At 43.1% G+C, this 15,955-nt stretch carries 15 protein-coding genes; 9 read left to right on the plus strand and 6 right to left on the minus strand.

What is annotated here, in order from left to right; genetic code table 11:
- Position 1: 1 nt before the first annotated feature.
- Positions 2-2,317, plus strand: a complete 2,316-nt coding sequence (locus tag ACQY1X_RS12300) for a dynamin family protein (RefSeq protein ID WP_430012834.1) — start codon at positions 2-4, stop codon at positions 2,315-2,317.
- Positions 2,318-2,430: 113 nt separating this feature from the next.
- Here the strand turns inward: ACQY1X_RS12300 and cofH are convergent, their stop codons facing one another.
- The 3 genes from cofH to ACQY1X_RS12315 all read right to left on the minus strand — a co-directional run bounded on the left by cofH (position 2,431) and on the right by ACQY1X_RS12315 (position 4,534).
- The gene (gene cofH, locus ACQY1X_RS12305; protein ID WP_430012835.1) at positions 2,431-3,567 is read right to left on the minus strand and encodes a 7,8-didemethyl-8-hydroxy-5-deazariboflavin synthase subunit CofH; all 1,137 of its coding nucleotides are present in this window, start codon (positions 3,565-3,567) and stop codon (positions 2,431-2,433) included.
- A 137-nt stretch (positions 3,568-3,704) separates the two neighbouring features.
- The gene (psb29, locus tag ACQY1X_RS12310) at positions 3,705-4,391 is read right to left on the minus strand and encodes a photosystem II biogenesis protein Psp29 (RefSeq protein ID WP_180995430.1); all 687 of its coding nucleotides are present in this window, start codon (positions 4,389-4,391) and stop codon (positions 3,705-3,707) included.
- Between the two features lie 11 nt (positions 4,392-4,402).
- A complete protein-coding gene (locus ACQY1X_RS12315) occupies positions 4,403-4,534 on the minus strand; it encodes a hypothetical protein (protein WP_256094100.1) in 132 nt (43 codons plus the stop codon).
- A 73-nt stretch (positions 4,535-4,607) separates the two neighbouring features.
- Between ACQY1X_RS12315 and smpB the strand changes: the two genes are divergently transcribed.
- Positions 4,608-5,072 (plus strand): SsrA-binding protein SmpB, encoded by a 465-nt coding sequence (gene smpB / locus ACQY1X_RS12320; protein WP_002732921.1) that lies wholly within the window; start codon positions 4,608-4,610, stop codon positions 5,070-5,072.
- Between the two features lie 118 nt (positions 5,073-5,190).
- A complete protein-coding gene (locus ACQY1X_RS12325; protein WP_002733402.1) occupies positions 5,191-5,739 on the plus strand; it encodes a DUF2808 domain-containing protein in 549 nt (182 codons plus the stop codon).
- A gap of 228 nt (positions 5,740-5,967) precedes the next feature.
- Here the strand turns inward: ACQY1X_RS12325 and ACQY1X_RS12330 are convergent, their stop codons facing one another.
- Positions 5,968-6,285: a KGG domain-containing protein gene (locus tag ACQY1X_RS12330; protein WP_002732376.1), complete on the minus strand. Its 318-nt coding sequence runs from the start codon at positions 6,283-6,285 to the stop codon at positions 5,968-5,970.
- Positions 6,286-6,688: 403 nt separating this feature from the next.
- Entirely contained in the window at positions 6,689-8,932 is a 2,244-nt protein-coding gene (locus ACQY1X_RS12335) for an IMS domain-containing protein (RefSeq protein ID WP_430012836.1), read from the minus strand.
- A gap of 247 nt (positions 8,933-9,179) precedes the next feature.
- Between ACQY1X_RS12335 and pdhA the strand changes: the two genes are divergently transcribed.
- The 3 genes from pdhA to ACQY1X_RS12350 all read left to right on the plus strand — a co-directional run bounded on the left by pdhA (position 9,180) and on the right by ACQY1X_RS12350 (position 12,455).
- Complete coding sequence (gene pdhA, locus ACQY1X_RS12340; RefSeq protein WP_002754242.1) at positions 9,180-10,214, plus strand: pyruvate dehydrogenase (acetyl-transferring) E1 component subunit alpha; 1,035 nt, start codon at positions 9,180-9,182, stop codon at positions 10,212-10,214.
- Between the two features lie 199 nt (positions 10,215-10,413).
- On the plus strand, positions 10,414-11,196 hold the full coding sequence (locus tag ACQY1X_RS12345) for a hypothetical protein (RefSeq protein ID WP_002777147.1): 783 nt from the start codon (positions 10,414-10,416) through the stop codon (positions 11,194-11,196).
- Positions 11,197-11,516: 320 nt separating this feature from the next.
- The gene (locus tag ACQY1X_RS12350; RefSeq protein WP_430014732.1) at positions 11,517-12,455 is read left to right on the plus strand and encodes a glycosyltransferase family 2 protein; all 939 of its coding nucleotides are present in this window, start codon (positions 11,517-11,519) and stop codon (positions 12,453-12,455) included.
- A 235-nt stretch (positions 12,456-12,690) separates the two neighbouring features.
- Here ACQY1X_RS12350 and ACQY1X_RS12355 read toward each other — a convergent pair whose 3' ends face one another.
- On the minus strand, positions 12,691-13,032 hold the full coding sequence (locus ACQY1X_RS12355) for a hypothetical protein (RefSeq protein ID WP_002731952.1): 342 nt from the start codon (positions 13,030-13,032) through the stop codon (positions 12,691-12,693).
- 34 nt (positions 13,033-13,066) lie between these two features.
- Between ACQY1X_RS12355 and aat the strand changes: the two genes are divergently transcribed.
- The 3 genes from aat (at position 13,067) to ACQY1X_RS12370 (ending at position 15,932) form a co-directional block, all read left to right on the plus strand.
- Positions 13,067-13,648 carry a leucyl/phenylalanyl-tRNA--protein transferase gene (aat, locus tag ACQY1X_RS12360; protein ID WP_036396144.1) on the plus strand — a complete coding sequence of 194 codons (582 nt, stop codon included), beginning with the start codon at positions 13,067-13,069 and terminating at the stop codon, positions 13,646-13,648.
- A gap of 578 nt (positions 13,649-14,226) precedes the next feature.
- Positions 14,227-15,222, plus strand: coding sequence for a bifunctional metallophosphatase/5'-nucleotidase (locus tag ACQY1X_RS12365; RefSeq protein ID WP_430014733.1), 996 nt, complete (start codon positions 14,227-14,229; stop codon positions 15,220-15,222).
- A 15-nt stretch (positions 15,223-15,237) separates the two neighbouring features.
- A protein-coding gene (locus ACQY1X_RS12370; RefSeq protein ID WP_128575271.1) for an IS1 family transposase occupies positions 15,238-15,932 on the plus strand; the annotation gives its coding sequence in 2 pieces (ribosomal slippage) (positions 15,238-15,580 and positions 15,580-15,932; 696 coding nt in all).
- Positions 15,933-15,955 lie beyond the last annotated feature (23 nt).

A 15,955-nucleotide genomic window follows, 5' to 3' on the forward strand; every position in this document is an offset into this window, starting at 1 on the left:
AATGGATTGGAAATCGGCCTCATCCTACTATGAAACCCGTCTCAGTGATGTCTTAAATATCCAACATTTTGCCGTTGACTTAGCCAAACTTCCCCAAGCTGAAGTTCCCTCTAAATTAACAGAAATCCTCCTGCAAGAGGCAATACCTGCTAACCGTCAACTCGAAAGACTGAGAAAAAGAGAATTTCGTATTGCTGTGGTTGGCTTAGAAAAGGCGGGAAAAAGTACCTTTATTAACGCATGGTTAGAATGTGATTTACTTCCTGCCAAAGGAGGAAGATGTACCTTTACCACCACGCAAATTTATTCCGTTAAAAGCGAATCTGAACAAAGATTAGAAGTGCAAACCCGCAGCGAAGAACAATTTATTCATCTTCTCAAAGAATTAGAAACCGTTGGCGCAAAAGAAGACTTAAACACCATTAGAGAAAACGAAATCACCCTAAAACAAGTCAGACGAGAAGGTAATTTAGTTATTCCTTTTACTCGACTAGAAGACATCCGAGAACAACTAAAAAAATACGTTGCTGATGAAAAATACGCCCATGCGGTCCTAGAAGCACGACTTTATACTAATAAACTCGCTCAAGCAGAAGGAATCGTCTTTTATGATGTTCCTGGTTCAGATTCTGGGTTAGCCAAGCACGTTGATGAAGCACAACAAATGTTATCAGACTGTGATGCAGTCATCGTGATTCAGCGTTTTCGCAGTATTAGAGAAGCCGAATTAGAAATTATTAAATTTACCGAACAAGGTGATAAGAATGTCACCATTGCTGATAAGTTATTTGTCTTTTTAAGTCATATTGACTCTCTTGGTAGCCCAGAAGCCCTTAAAACTCATATTACAGAAGCCTCTCAGGATTGGTCAAAACGCGCTAATTTACCGGTTAATCGCATTGTTTCTGGTTCAGCAGGAGCTTATTTAATCTTAAATAATCTGGCGGAAGAACATACTCAATTAGAAATCGGAAAAGCCAGCAATATTCAAGATAAATTAAAAACTTTGACTGGAATTATAGATGATGAAATGTTAAGAACTCAAGCGACAGGAATCCCTGAAATTAAACAAAAAATCTTTAATTATATTAATACTGAGCGAGTAGCAATTCTCAAGAAACGCTGTGAAGCTTCCATTGATAAAATTGTCAGCACCTCAGAAGATATTCACCATTTTGTCAGTCAAAGATTTCCCGAAAATCCTGAAGAAGCACAACGCTTTGAAGAGGAAAGAAGAAGAATTGATTTTTCAGAATGGTGGCATAGAAAATGGGAACAGATAAAAGCTGATTTACAAAACTTTTATGAAACATCTGCCATTAACAAACCCTTAGAAAAAGTTAATAACGAATCTTCTAGTAGTATCGAAAAGTTTAAAGAACGCTATGGGCAACTGTTAGCCAGTGAAATGGCAAAATTAAGACAAGAAACTTTAAGAAAAAAAGAAATTATTTTTGATGCAAATTCTTTTCCAGACTTCGACAAGGCAAAAGCTAATTATGCTTGGCGGGATGACTTGTATGGGGATGTTAGAAAATTTTTGGATGCCCTTGCTCGACAATTAGCGGCAGAATTAAAAGATGAAGCTTTAAAATTAGTCGATTATATGTCCTCTTTATTATGGGGAAGTTCTCAAGTAAAAGAACGATTAATTGGTTATTCAGAACAGGAGTTTTTAACTCGCTTAGAAAATAGCTTATCAGTGTTATTTTTAAGATTTGCTCGTCCCGTTGCTGAAGCATTAATTCGCGGTCCTGTTAACAGTGATACCCGCAGCCAAATTGTCAAATCCTTAGGAGCTGATGTGGAACTGATTGATAACTATTATCAAGGAGATGAACCTGCTTTTAGAGTCTTAAAAAAATACGTTAAGTATGGTTCTGATTTACTCTTTGATCCTAATCTTCGTCAACAGGTGTTAGGTGTAACAGAAATTGCCAAAAACGTTATCGGAATGACGGTAGATACAGTTGGGGTTAATTGGATCGATTTGGCTGACCAATTAACCCCACCCAGAGACGTTGTTACCTTTGAAGTAACTAATGATATTAACGCTTTTGAAGAATATCTACGCCATGGTATTTTTGAAGCTGCAGGATTTGAGTCCTACTGTATTCAAGAATTAAGAGGATTAGTGGATATTTTTCGAGAAAAAGAAGGAACATGGGCAGGTGTCGCCCAAAACGAATGGTATAAGGAGAATCCTCAGCTTGTAGCAGAATTACCCGCTAATTTGAAATCTCAAGAATTTAATTTAGAAGTTAGTGAACGACTGAGACAATTAGCAATTGCCTTGAAAAGAAATAGTTCCTCTTAATAACGTCAGTTCGGGTTAGGGGAATTTTCTCAGGACTCGGACGGGAGAAGGAAAGTTTTAACCCGGGACAGGATCAAGCTTTCAGCTAATCCAGGATTCGGGTTAAATAGACTCTAATAGATTGTATCCCGTTGACGGGCGGGGCGATCGAGGGATTTAATCGCCGTTTCTAACTCCTCGACGGTCAAACAGGTACCGCCCAGGGCCCCGGCCATAGTGGTAATATGTTCTTCCATGAGAGTACCACCGAGATCGTTGCAACCCCAGTTTAAGGCTTCTGTCGCCCCCTGTAAGCCCAATTTTACCCAACTGGGTTGATGATTTTTAATGCTATTGCCCAGATAAATCCGCGCCACTGCTGTTAATTTTAATGTATCGGCTAAAATTGGTTGATCCCGTCCGACTCGATTTCTCAGGGGTTTGGGGGCCGATTGTCCCACAAAAGGCAATAAAATAAATTCGGTGATTTTAGCCGGATAATTATTTGCTAGGGCGATTTCTTGCTGTTTTCTAATTTTTTCAAGGTGCTGCACCTGTTGACTAGGGGTTTCAATATGACCGCAGAGCATGGTACTGGTGGTATGTAACCCCAAGCGATGGGCAATACCGACTATTTCTAACCAAGTGGCGGCATCGATTTTTTCTGGACAAATTACCCGTCTTACCTCATCGACTAACACCTCGGCAGCCGTCCCCGGTAGAGAATTCACTCCTGCTTCTTGCAGGGAAGCGATAACTTTTTCGTAACTTAAACCGTCTTCTCTAGCGATAAATTGGACTTCTTGGGGCGAAAAAGCGTGTAAATGCAGGTTGGGAAAGGCTTGTTTCAGGTTTTTAACAATTTCTAGGTAATAGTCTAAGGAATTGCCCTTAATCTTGGCTTTTGGGTTTAATCCTCCCTGCATACAAATTTCCGTCGCCCCACGATGGACAGCATCCGCCGCTTTAGCGATAATTTCCTCTAAATTAAGCCAGAAGGCCCCTTCTTCATTTTCATCGCGTCTGAATGCACAAAAACTGCAATGCTGCTCACAAATGTTACTAAAATTAATGTTGCGATTGATCACGTAGGTGACGGTATCTCCCACCTGTTGACGACGCAAAAAGTCGGCCGTTTCCCGAATCTGGGCAATTAAACGGTTATCGGTAGTTTCTAGCAAGATAATCGCTTCTTTTGCCGATAAATTTGCCCCTGACCGCGCTTTTGCCAAAATATCGGTTACGGGTGCGGTGATGGAGGAGTTAGTCACGGGAAATAAATATTGAGGGTTGCCGATCCTAATTGTAGAACGAGGTCAGAAGGAACAGTAAAGAAAGAGAGCCGATTTAATCCTTTTTCTGTTCCCTATTCCCTTGTCTGCACGCGGTAATTTCCGGTTGAGAGCCTTTATTGCAGGGTGGTTTGTTTTTCCTGTTCTTTTTGTTGACGTTTTTTCTTTTCCGCTTCTAGAGCATCTTCGATAACCTTGAGCAGCTGATCCATTTTATCGAGATTACCGCGATAAACATCGAGGTCTTTTTGCAGTTTTTCGCTGGAGAGATGCAGAATTTCTGAGAATTTTTGCAAAATTGGTTCGCGTTTTTCTTTTTCCTTGATTATGTCTGGTTGTGCTTCGGCTAAAATAGTATAAAGACCGATGGCAAACAGGCGACTATACTTAAACTTGGGCGCATTAATCACCGAAACTAAACTATCAGACAACTGATTGTTACCACCTAGGGCAGGGTTTTGCAGTTGGGAAAGCAAGGAATCAATATTAGTTTCTTTGGCAATAGCGATCATATTTTCGGCATCATGACGATAGACTTCGGGATTACCGTTAACCGCTTGGCACAAAGCATTAAAAATATTCGGTTTATCTTCCCCCGGACGATAGCCTTCCATGAACTTCTCGAAAGAAGTAACCACACCAAGGGCATAAATTGGATCATAATGGAAATCTACATTAACAGAGAGCAGGTGCATCTCGACTAATAATTCCTCAACCACGCGCCGATACACCGAATTGATGGGGCGGGTGTGGCGAGTATAAAAATCACGCTTACTATCGGAAACAGTACGAATTTTGTCCACAGAACCAAACTTCATAAAAATTTAACACTGCTCTCATTTTCCCCCTTCTCGTTCCCCCTGACAAGGCCGGTGATCACCAAAGAGCCACCAGCAGTCAGTCCCCAGAGAGCAAAAGAACGAGTAAGATATAAAGATAAGGACATGGAAAAATCGAGATAATTAGCCGATACTGCCTCTACCAATCGCTTTTTTACTTTTCACTTTTCACTTGACTATATGGCCAATCAAGACGACAAAATCAAAATTATCACTGATAACCGGCAAGCACGCCATCTCTACGAGATTTTAGAGACTTTTGAAGCGGGGGTGCAGTTGCTGGGGACCGAGGTTAAATCTGTGCGCGCTGGTAAGGTAAACCTGCGGGATGGTTACGTTTTAGTCCGCAATGGTGAAGCGGTGTTAATTAATGTTCATATTTCCCCCTACGAACAGAGTAGCGAATATTTTAATCACGACCCGCGCCGGACGAGAAAATTGTTGATGCACAAAAAGGAAATCAGCAAACTCATCGGTCAAGTGGAACAGAAAGGCTTAACTCTTGTGCCTTTGAAGATGTATTTTAAAGGTAGTTGGGTAAAAATCAGCATTGGCCTCGGTAGAGGCAAGAAATTACACGATAAACGCGAAGATTTAAAACGTCGTCAGGATCAACGGGATATGGCACGAGCGATGAAGCGTTAACCAAGACACTTATCGGACTGGCAAAGGTCTAGGTAAGAAACGAGCGAGTTTTGTTAGAGTTGAACTGTATTCGGCTCCTTGCAGCCATCACCATCCCCCTCACCTTGGATTGAAATTTATGTTAAAACTCTTGACAAAAGTAATTAAATATGCTAGGACACCCGCTTTGATCGCTCTATCCTTAGGGGTGGGTGCGGGAATTATTTTACCAAAAACAACTTTAGCCAATGGCAACCCCGGCCTAACAATTTTTAGTGGAGTCGATCGCAAGGATATATTAGATTATTTTTTGCAATTTGGCGGTCGTCCCAAGCAAATGGATCGTTATAAACTCTATATTCCCGCGAAAAAACTCTCCCAAGGAGCTTCAGCTTTTTTTATTTCCTATCCCGATTATTTTAACGGCCAGTTTGACACCAATAAAATCGAGGTACGCATCAACGGCAAATCTTTACCTTTAAAGGAAGTGGTTTGGGATAAGGATAGTCGCGTTATTCAAATTGTCCCCGAACAAGCGATCGATCCCACCAGCAAAGTTGAAATCGTCATGTCTAATGTCAGAAATCCCGAATTAGGCACTTATTACTTTACCTGTGATGTGACTGCCTCTGGCAATATTCCCGTCCGTCTCTACGTCGGTACTTGGATTGTCAGTATTGAACCTTAAAGTATTTATTGGGGATGGGGAAATGGGGGAATGGGGAATTTAACTAAAAACCCCAACACCCCAAAACCCTAGCAAAAATAAATTCAGAACGATTTTGCGCCGTTTCAGCGATCACTAAAATTGTTAAGAATTGTACAACCCTCTTGTTATAAGGCTTTTTATGTCATGAAACCTTAAAATGAGAATTGCTGCCAAAACCCTCTCAGTCCCAGAAAAAGTCAACCAAAGTCAACTATTTGCTTCCGAGTTGCCAAAATCTGAGGAATTTTCACCTATAGACTCGTTGACTGGGGAATTTTCCCCGGAGTTTAAGTTTTTGCGACTGCCTTTGTGAGAATTTTTGCCCCCTTCCCGTCCAATAGCTGCCATGTGGGACCGATCTCGGCTAACCGCTTCACCACCTTTTCGTCCCGCTTCGCGAGCTTCTTCGGAGGTAAATTCGTGGGCTGTCCCTTTTTGATGAGCAGCTTTACCACCTTTACTAGCGATTTCCCTTTGTTTAGCTTGATCCATAGAGGCAAAACCGCGTTTACTCTTACCTGTCATAATATCCCTCCTGTGTGAATGCTGATTTTAAAAGTTCTTAAAGACTTATGCGAGATTTTTAAAAGATCAAAATCATGGTCTTGTGGGTGAGCAAAACATTGAGATTGCCCCGCTTTTTTCCTCTAAGAACTATGGATCCCTACCTACGATTATAACTCATTAGCTTGACTTCTAGGGAACCAATTACAGCAATCAAAGAGCAGATTTTATGTTAAAAAATATTAAGAGAATCGAGCATTTATCAGTCTAAAGATATAGAAGTTATCTTAATAGTGAGGTACAAAGTTTTCGTTTAGGGGAGTCAGTCCTCAGTTATCAGTTTTTTTCCCCCTGCTCCCATCTCCCATCTCCCCACTTCCCAATTCATAATTTCGAGGTTTTTTGGGGATTTAATCGGAAAAAATTAGGGTAAGACTTGGGTTTTTTCGATCAACCATTTATCTCCTTGCCGTACCAAATCATAGCGCACCTTCAAGGACTCATTATAGGAACGATTGACAATTTCCTTGCCATTATGGAAATACATGGCCTTTTCGTTGACTATCGCTTCCACCGTGGCTAAATTAGGATTTTTCGCATTATTAGTGACCGATCGCACATCCACTTGATGATCGTAGCGCCAATAGTTATTTCCCTGTAAAGCCGCCGCCCGTTTTTGCCAAATTTCCAAAGCTGAACCCGTTAAAACCTCTTTCAATGGCTCTTTTTGGTGTTCACTGCCAAAAGCCGCCGATTTTGCTGCTAACCAAGCTTGAATCGTCTCCTTGGCCTTTTCCTTGTCTAAGGGATTCCCTTCCATCACCTCCGCGTTAGCCGAAGGAATTTCTAGTATGGGAGTATTTAAAGAAATCGGTAACTGTTCCCCTTGCAAGGCTGCCAAAGGAGATTGACTATCGACAATTGCCTTTACCCCCAAGGACAAAACCACGAGCGTTCCCACTAATCCTACTCCCAATATCGCCACTCGATCGAGTCGTAGTTTTCTGCGGACTGGTCGTCTCCGTTTCGGTGCGACTAGGGCAGTTTTTACCGTTTCTACGGCTGCTGGCCCGGAGTTGCCCGCTGCTGGGTGGCGCGAGCGACTAGGACGACGACGGGGGGGATTAAGTGCTGGTTGACGATCGGCTGCTGTCACCACCACACTGCCCTGAGTATAGGGGGTGAAAGTTTCCTGCTGAGGGGTGGCTCTCAGGGCAGGTACAGCAGTGCCTGTCCGCTCACCGTTAGCTCTAGCTAAAGACGGTTTTTGGGGACGAGAATGGGAAGAATAAGCAGATTCCCTCATCGGTGTCGCTCCTGGCACTGGGTTTAAATGGGTGGGGGGGGTGTGGGTTTTGAGAACATTTACTTCCGATTCTAAAGGTTCCCCAACCTTTTCTTGAACTGACACGGGAACTTTTTCGTCAGGAAAACCTGACAATTCTTCCAAATAATTTTGTACCTCTTCCTCGGCAAAATACTCTTTGAGTGAGGCTTTCCGCTCGACTAAATCCCTAAAATGGCAGAAAACTTCTGTTTGTAACCAACGCTCACCGTAACGACATAACCCAGGTAGAAGATCGGGAGATTGCCCAGATTGTTCCTTAATATAATTTAATATTTCTTGCTCTTGACTTTTTTCTAAAATTGTGCTTGCTTGTTCGGTTTGACCGAGCAGCAGGGCGCAGATCGATCGCTCGATGGAAACATCCTGATGTTTTTGTAATTGCTGCAGGCGATCGCTGGCTGCCACAATAGCGGCGGGTTGTTTTTGGGCGAAACCGCGGGCAATCAAGGCATAAACCAGCAGATAATTACCCACCGCCGAGGGGCGTTCTGCCTCTTTTGCCCAGATTTTCTCCTGTTCGGCCTGAGTCAAATAAACCCGTAACTGTTGAATAAAGCGTAAAAAATTATCCACCCCCAACCCAGAGCGATCGTCGCCCTGGCCATCGATGCCACCGCGAGCGGCCAACATATCCTCCAAGAGATTTAAGCCCCGCTGACGGGCAAGACCGGGGTTTTTTTCTTGGGATAACAATTCCAGAACCTGGTAGGGACGCAAGCGATCGCAATCATGACGAATCTCGCCAGCCACTTGCGGGAACATTTGTTCTTGTTCCAAGCAGATCAAGGCCTTGGCTGCGGTGCTGGCCGCCTGTTCATAATTTTTATCCTGCCAATATTCCCGACTTAATTCCCCGTAGGCCAAAGCCAAGGTTAAGATCATATCTGGGCGAGTAGTTGGCTCCAAATCTAGATAAGTTTCAGCCAAACGAATCACTAACTCGTATTCTCCCAACTCTTGCAGGATGAGCAAAGCTCCCACCAGATCGGCGGGGGCAATGGTAATCTGGGGAGTGGGATATTCTGAGGAAGCGGCGGCCACCTCCCCACCCTGAGAATCGAGGTTTTCGGCGCTGCTATCTGGGTTGAGAAGCAGGGGATTGGGAGCGAAAAATTGGGCATCGTAATCACGACGGCGATCTGGATCACTTAACACTTGGTAAGCTTCATCTAACAAGTGCTGACGGGCAACGATCGCTGTTTGACTGTATTCTTGACGTGGCAATTGCCGTCCCCGATCGGCGTGGGCCAAATCAATCTGCTCGGCATTCACCTGAAAAGGGATTCCCAATATCCTGTAGTAGTCAAGAGGAATTCGCACGGTTAGCTGTACCTCAACTCTGGAGAGTCCTTAGTGAATTAAATGATGTAAGTGAGAGCGGAGCGAGTAAAATAACAAGATACCATCTTATCCTAGCCAATCTCTGACTGACTAAGATTAGATTTGAGAGAGAAAATACCAAGAACCCCTTGGTTTAAGACCAAAAAATTCACTGCCAGAATTCTCGAAAAATCTACCGCTTCCTCTCCCCTTGCCTTTTTGTTGTCTAAATGATACTACAGACCCTATGATTTCCGAACGTACTTTACCAACCTTTAATCCTGCTTCCATCATTATCACCAAAGCTGAAGGTCTTCGCCTATACGAGGATATGGTTTTGGGGCGGATGTTTGAAGATAAATGCGCCGAAATGTATTATCGGGGCAAAATGTTCGGTTTTGTCCATCTCTACAACGGTCAGGAAGCCATATCTAGCGGTATTGTTAAAGCCTTGCGTCAGGGAGAAGATTACGTTTCTAGTACCTATCGCGATCACGTCCACGCCCTCAGTGCCGGAGTTCCCGCTCAAGAGGTGATGGCGGAGTTATTTGGCAAAGCTACCGGTTGTAGTAAAGGACGGGGCGGCTCCATGCATATGTTTTCCGCCGAACATAAGCTTTTAGGGGGTTACGCTTTTGTGGCCGAGGGGATTCCCGTCGCTACCGGGGCGGCTTTTCAGAGTAAATACCGTCGGGAAGCCATGGGTGATGCCAGTGCCGATCAGGTAACGGTCTGTTTCTTTGGGGATGGGGCGAGTAATAATGGCCAGTTTTTTGAGTGTCTGAATATGGCCGCCCTCTGGAAGTTGCCGATTATCTATGTGGTGGAAAATAATAAGTGGGCGATCGGAATGGCCCACGATCGAGCCACTTCTCAACCAGAAATCTATAAAAAAGCCAGTGTTTTTAGTATGGTCGGTGTGGAAGTGGACGGTATGGATGTGGTCGCCGTTCATGCCGCCGCCAGAGAAGCCGTGGCCCGCGCCCGCGCCGGTGAGGGGCCGACTTTGATTGAGGCCTTAACCTATCGTTTCCGGGGTCACTCTCTAGCAGATCCCGACGAGTTACGCAGTGCTGACGAGAAACAATTCTGGGGCGAAAGAGATCCGATCACTCGCTTTGCCGCCTACCTCTACGAGCGAGATCTGGCCACGAGAGAAGAATTAAAAGAAATCGAGGAGAAAATTCAAGCTGAAATCGAGGCAGCGGTTAAATTTGCCGAATCTAGCCCCGAACCCGATCCTAGTGAACTAACTCGCTTTATTTTCGCCGAAGACGAGTAATTTCAGTGATCAGTTACCAGTTATTCAGAGTTGAGTTTTCAGTTCACTGATCACTGATTAGTGATCACTGATTACTTAAGGTATTCTATGAGGGGGAGCAGCAAAATCACGCCTTGAATCTGGTTGCTGTTGAAAAAATCCGTAAAAAATAGTTGCGCTCTTGTATAATTCGCTAAAATCCAGAGAAATAGCTTTTGCCATGGCGACTACAGAAGCATTGAACCCCAGTCAGTTCGCATTCTTAACCAACCTCACCGCTGATCGTTCAAGTTTACCCAACCCACAAGAAGAAATGGACAAAGTTATCATTCTCGTTAATGCCGAAGCTCAAGCCAGTGGTCAGATGTCTCGGCTATCGCCCGTTACCGAAAAAATGGTGATTGCCTTAAAAAATGCGGTTCCTAAATCCCTGGCGGTGGAGGTGACGGGGACGGCTTCCTTGTGGTCAAAAATGGAGTCGGGTAAAACCGGCCAAAATAATTTAATCTGGTGTCCCTTAACAATTCAATTGCCCAATTGGGTGAATTTTCCGGGTAAAAAAGTTTATCAAGCTTGTCGGGATATCGAAGAAAGACGCGCTTGGGTTGCCCATACCCTGCACTATAAAACCAGTCAGGGAGATTCTTCTTTTGGGGATCTTTGGTTGCCGATCACGGTGACATCTAAGGGTTTAGAATACGGTGAGGTAATCGGGGAGGGTATGATCCCTAACGCCTACAGTCAACCGATTAGTCTAGAAAGAGAGAGTCTTAAGTCTTTATATCGGCTGGCAGCGCAATTACTGGATAATTTACAGGCTCCTGCTTCTGTTTATTTGCTACAGTTTCGTTTGGCTCATCGGGAAGTGGTTTTTGATCGTCTCTGGCCTTTTCCTGCCGCACCTGCGATCGCTTCCCTACGCGGTCAACAGACGGATCTCTATGCAGCCTACTGGAATTGTTTACGTCGGCAAGCAATGGTCGATCATTCCTTGGCTATTTAATCCAATAGCAAAGAAAAACTGTCCAACTTTGGCCACAATAGCGATCAATCCCTCAACTATCTAAAATTAAATCCCTGTCGGCGTTAGCGATCGCAAATTCACTATAAAAACTTCTGGAGGGGATGTAAGACCAAAAGCTGGGCGTAAGTTCGTCTTAAGGCAGTCCCCCGTGAAATAGGAAGCTCTCAACGACCTTGAGAGTAGTTCAAAGGCACTGTCTAGCAGTAATCTATTAAGTTGACAAAAGGGATACTTTAGCAGAATATTTAGCGTAGCAGCCGCCATAAAAACACGGCTTTTGTCCGTTCAACCTCTCGAAAATGCCGAAATATTCGCTAATTATCCCGATTTATAACGAGGAAGAAACCATTCCAGAACTCTATCGCCGTGTCAGTGATGTCATGGATAGTTTAGATGATTCTGTGGAACTGATTCTGATCAATGATGGCAGTCGGGACTGTTCCTTAAATTTAATGCGGGAACTACAGGAAAGAGATGCTAGGGTCTGTTACATTAGCTTTGCTCGTAACTTTGGCCATCAGGCAGCAGTAACGGCAGGACTTAATTTTGCTAGGGGTCAAGTTATTGTTGTCCTCGATGCCGACTTGCAAGATCCACCGGAATTGATTCCCAAAATGATTGAGTCTTGGCAAGCAGGTTATCATGTGGTTTACGCCCAGAGAACAAAACGGAAAAAAGAAAGTTGGTTTAAACGCCTAACTGCCTACGTTTTCTATAGATTGCTGCGACAATTAGCCGACGTGGATATCCCTGCGGACACGGGGGATTTTTGTCTGATGGATCGTCAGGTGGTGGACGTATTAAATTCTATGCCAGAACGGAATCGTTATATTCGCGGTTTGCGCGCTTGGATTGGTTTCCGACAAACTGCTGTTAAATTTGAGCGGGATCCCCGGTTTGCTGGCGAAGTCAAGTACACTTTTAAAAAATCCCTAGCTTTAGCGGTTAATAGCTTGGTGTCTTTTTCTAAGATTCCCCTGCGTATTTCCACTTATTTAGGCTTATTTTCTGCTTTAATTGCCCTGTTGATGGCTTTACTGGTTCTCTACTGGCGCTTACAGCAACCCGACTCTCCTGTTACTGGTTTAGCTACTATCTTGATCGCTGTGTTTTTCTTGGGTTCGGTACAATTGATCAGTATTGGCATATTAGGGGAATACGTCGGGCGAATTTACGAAGAAGTTAAGGGCCGACCAGCCTACACGATCGCTGAGATCGCTGGGTTGGAAATTAATTAAACCTTCCCAACAACTATCAATTAATTCTTGTCGATTAAAGATTTTGTTAACTTCTTAAATAAGCAATAAGCTGTTGACTATCTAAATTACTGGTTAAGACCGTCTATGATCGAGGAGAGAGGGTTTGATCATTTGTCCTAAAATTTCTAATAGGCAGTGCAGCTTACCCCATTCGTACAAAAAAATTAGCAGAGCAGCTAATAGAAATTAAACTCCAATAGCAGAGAAAAACTGTCTAACTTTGCCCACAACAGCGATCGATCCCTAAACTATCTAAAATTAAATCACTAACGGCGTTAGCGATGGCAAATTCACTATAAAAACTTTCGCGGAAATCAAAAGCTTGCATCTCGGTAACGATCGCAATCACCAAGTTACCGAGATCGTTTTCCCCTTCCAAACGCTGACGCAGAAAAATTTGACTAGCACGTTCAGCGATAGTATCGTTAATAGCTTCGGGAATAAATTCCGCATCTAACCAACGATGCAAAGCGGTGCGCAGCCAAGTTTGTTCCTGTTGGGGATTTTCGATCGGTGGTAAAGTAATAGGCGGAATTGGTGCGGGATGATCGGGCATAATTAGAGAATGATCAGGCTACGAGACTGAATTCTTGGGGGGAGTTGTGGATACCGCCTCTATTATACAAGGATACGCACGCGGTTACTTTCTCATGGCCGATGAGGGGGGGCGATTGGATTGGTATTCTAGTAAAAATCGCGCTCTTATTCCTCTAGATCGGCGTTTTAGCTATCCCAAGTCCCTAAAACGAGTTTTGAATCAAAATCGCTTTACCGTGGCTATTAACCGCGATTTTGCTGGGGTTTGTGCCGGTTGTGCCGATCGCTCGCTGACTTGGATTTCCCCGGAGTTAATCCAAATCTATCAGCAATTACACCAAGCCGGTTGGGCCTACAGTTTCGAGACTTGGCAAGGGGATCAATTAGCGGGGGGGATTTTAGGTTTAGCAATTCGCGGGGTTTTTATCGGAGAATCGATGTTTTATAAAATTCCCGATGGTTCTAAGGTAGCCATGGTCAAGTTAGTTGAACACCTCAGAGAACGGGATTTCTGTCTATTTGATGCCCAAATGCAAAATCCCCATCTGGCTAGATTTGGGTCCTATACTATCCCCGAAAAAGAATATCATCTCCTATTGAAAAGCGCTCTGTTGAAGCATTGCCATTTTGTTTAAGTATTGTTTCCGATTGTAAGTAGCTAGACACAATCTAAGTACAGGACAAGGTGGCGCATCTTAACAATTTTTGACAAAATCAACTTTGTCTGAGTTGCTTACCCAGTCGGCGATTTAGGCATATTTGAGGAGAATTGGCCATCTCAATTGTTAAGCAAAAATCGACCAAATGTTAAGATTTCGCAACTATTTTGATTGACTTGTATCACCTGAAATGCCCATGAGGATCACAAAATTGGCCAATTGTCAATAGCTTTTGAGATGCTCTCATCCTGATTGGCGCGAGTTATGCTATACTATAAGCTTAGGCTTTTCGTTACTTGGCATGATTCGATCAGGGGGCATAAATCGAAGCAATGTCTTTCTGTGTAAGGGTTTTATCCTTTATAACCCCCCTCCATTGCATAACACAAACCGAAGAGCCTAAACTGCTAAAAGCTGAACTTTTTCTGGATCGGCTAGAAGAAATCACAGACCAAGCTTCTGACGGTATTCAGAAAGCCAAGCTTTAAACCGTTCGCAGTACCCAAATCAAACTATCTCTTTCATTTAATCAACTCAAACTACTGGAGAGGCTCATGGTTGAAACTACAACAAAACTCAAAAGGTTTACGATTTTACATTCCAATGATATGCACGGCGACTTTTTAGCGGAGGCTAAAACTGGACAAGGTGGTTTGATCGGCGGGTTATCATTGCTTTCTGGTTATATCAATCAAGTGCGTCAAACGGAAAAAAATACACTTTATGTTATTTCAGGTGATATGCTTCAAGGTTCGATGATTGATACCGAATTTAAAGGCTTATCAACCATGGAAATTATGAATTACCTAGCACCTAATGTAGTGACTTTAGGAAACCACGAATTAGACTATGGCTTTCCTCATTTGCTCTTCTTAGAAAAAATGGCAAACTTTCCTATTGTTAATGCCAACTTGTACATTAAAAAGTACGGTAAAAGGTTGATGAACCCCTATATCATCCTCAATGTAGATGGATTTGATGTTATGTTCATTGGTATTGTCACCGAAGAGGTTCTTAGTGCCTTAAAGCTGGACAAAAGCATTGGTACATTTGTTGGACTAGAAGATGCGGCGGCTGAAGTTGGTAAGATCTGTAATACCTACAAAAATGAAGATATTGATTTGACAATACTCCTAACTCACATTGGTTTTGAAGAGGATCAAAAGTTAGCGGCTATGTTAGACCCTGAGTGGGGGGTGGACATGATCATTGGTGGACATTCTCATACACTTTTAGAACAGCCTGCCCAAGTAAACAACATTTTAATCACCCAGGCCGCCGTTGGGACTGATCAGATCGGACGTTTCGATATTACAGTAGACGACGATACGAACAGCATTGTCGAATGGAAATGGGAGCTTATTCCTATTAATGATCAGGTAGCTAGTCCTGACGTAGATTTGCAAAATTTTATCAATACCTACAAAGAACAAGTAGATCGCAAGTACAATCGTATTGTTAGCCGTTTAAATCGTCAATTGACTCATCCCGTGCGCGAACAAGAAACTGAGTTAGGTAATTTAATCGGGCGTTGCATAATAGAGATATGAATGGAGGAAATCAAAATGCAATGCCCTGAATGTAAATCTACCCATATCCGTAAAAATGGCATCAATAAACAAGGTAAACAAAATCATATTTGTGTAACCTGTGGCCGTCAATTTATTGATAACTATGAAAAACAGAAAGGCTATGACGAAAAAACGAAGCGAGAATGCCTAACTGCCTATGTTAATGGGATGGGATTTAGAGGAATAGAAAGGCTAAAGGGAGTTCATCATACGACCGTAATTAATTGGGTAAAATCTGTGGGAGAATTATTGCCAGTCGCCTATGACCCAGAAACAATTCCTGAAGTAGGGGAACTGGATGAATTGGAAACCTTTGTTGGCTCAAAAAAAACAAAATCTGGGTGTGGACAGCCGTTGACCACTTTAAAAAAGGAATTTTAGGTTGGGTAATCGGAGATCATAGTAGCGAAACGTTTCGCCCATTATGGGAATTAGTTAAGTCTTGGGGATGCTATTTTTATGTGAGTGATGGATGGTCAGTTTATCCATGTTTTATAGCAGAGGGCGACCATATAATTAGTAAGACTTATATGACCAGAGTAGAGGGTGAGAACACACGTTTAAGACATTATCTAGCCCGATTGCATCGCAAAACACTCTGCTATTCTAAGTCTACAGAAATGTTAGGATACTCTATTCGTTTATTAATTCATTATCTGAAGTTTCAAGAAGTGCCTATTCCTTACTGATTCATAGCTTAATTCAGCAACGC

Source organism: Microcystis protocystis FBCC-A270 (assembly GCF_050500235.1).
In the GTDB taxonomy this organism is placed as follows: domain Bacteria; phylum Cyanobacteriota; class Cyanobacteriia; order Cyanobacteriales; family Microcystaceae; genus Microcystis; species Microcystis ichthyoblabe_A.

Excerpts from the sequence above, each read along its gene's own strand:
- ACQY1X_RS12300 (WP_430012834.1), top strand. The coding sequence starts at position 2 with ATGGATTGGAAATCGGCCTCATCCTACTATGAAACCCGTCTCAGTGAT.
- ACQY1X_RS12315 (WP_256094100.1), bottom strand. The coding sequence starts at position 4,534 with ATGTCCTTATCTTTATATCTTACTCGTTCTTTTGCTCTCTGGGGACTG.
- smpB (WP_002732921.1), top strand. The coding sequence starts at position 4,608 with ATGGCCAATCAAGACGACAAAATCAAAATTATCACTGATAACCGGCAA.
- ACQY1X_RS12325 (WP_002733402.1), top strand. The coding sequence starts at position 5,191 with ATGTTAAAACTCTTGACAAAAGTAATTAAATATGCTAGGACACCCGCT.
- ACQY1X_RS12330 (WP_002732376.1), bottom strand. The coding sequence starts at position 6,285 with ATGACAGGTAAGAGTAAACGCGGTTTTGCCTCTATGGATCAAGCTAAA.
- pdhA (WP_002754242.1), top strand. The coding sequence starts at position 9,180 with ATGATTTCCGAACGTACTTTACCAACCTTTAATCCTGCTTCCATCATT.
- ACQY1X_RS12345 (WP_002777147.1), top strand. The coding sequence starts at position 10,414 with ATGGCGACTACAGAAGCATTGAACCCCAGTCAGTTCGCATTCTTAACC.
- ACQY1X_RS12350 (WP_430014732.1), top strand. The coding sequence starts at position 11,517 with ATGCCGAAATATTCGCTAATTATCCCGATTTATAACGAGGAAGAAACC.
- ACQY1X_RS12355 (WP_002731952.1), bottom strand. The coding sequence starts at position 13,032 with ATGCCCGATCATCCCGCACCAATTCCGCCTATTACTTTACCACCGATC.
- ACQY1X_RS12365 (WP_430014733.1), top strand. The coding sequence starts at position 14,227 with ATGGTTGAAACTACAACAAAACTCAAAAGGTTTACGATTTTACATTCC.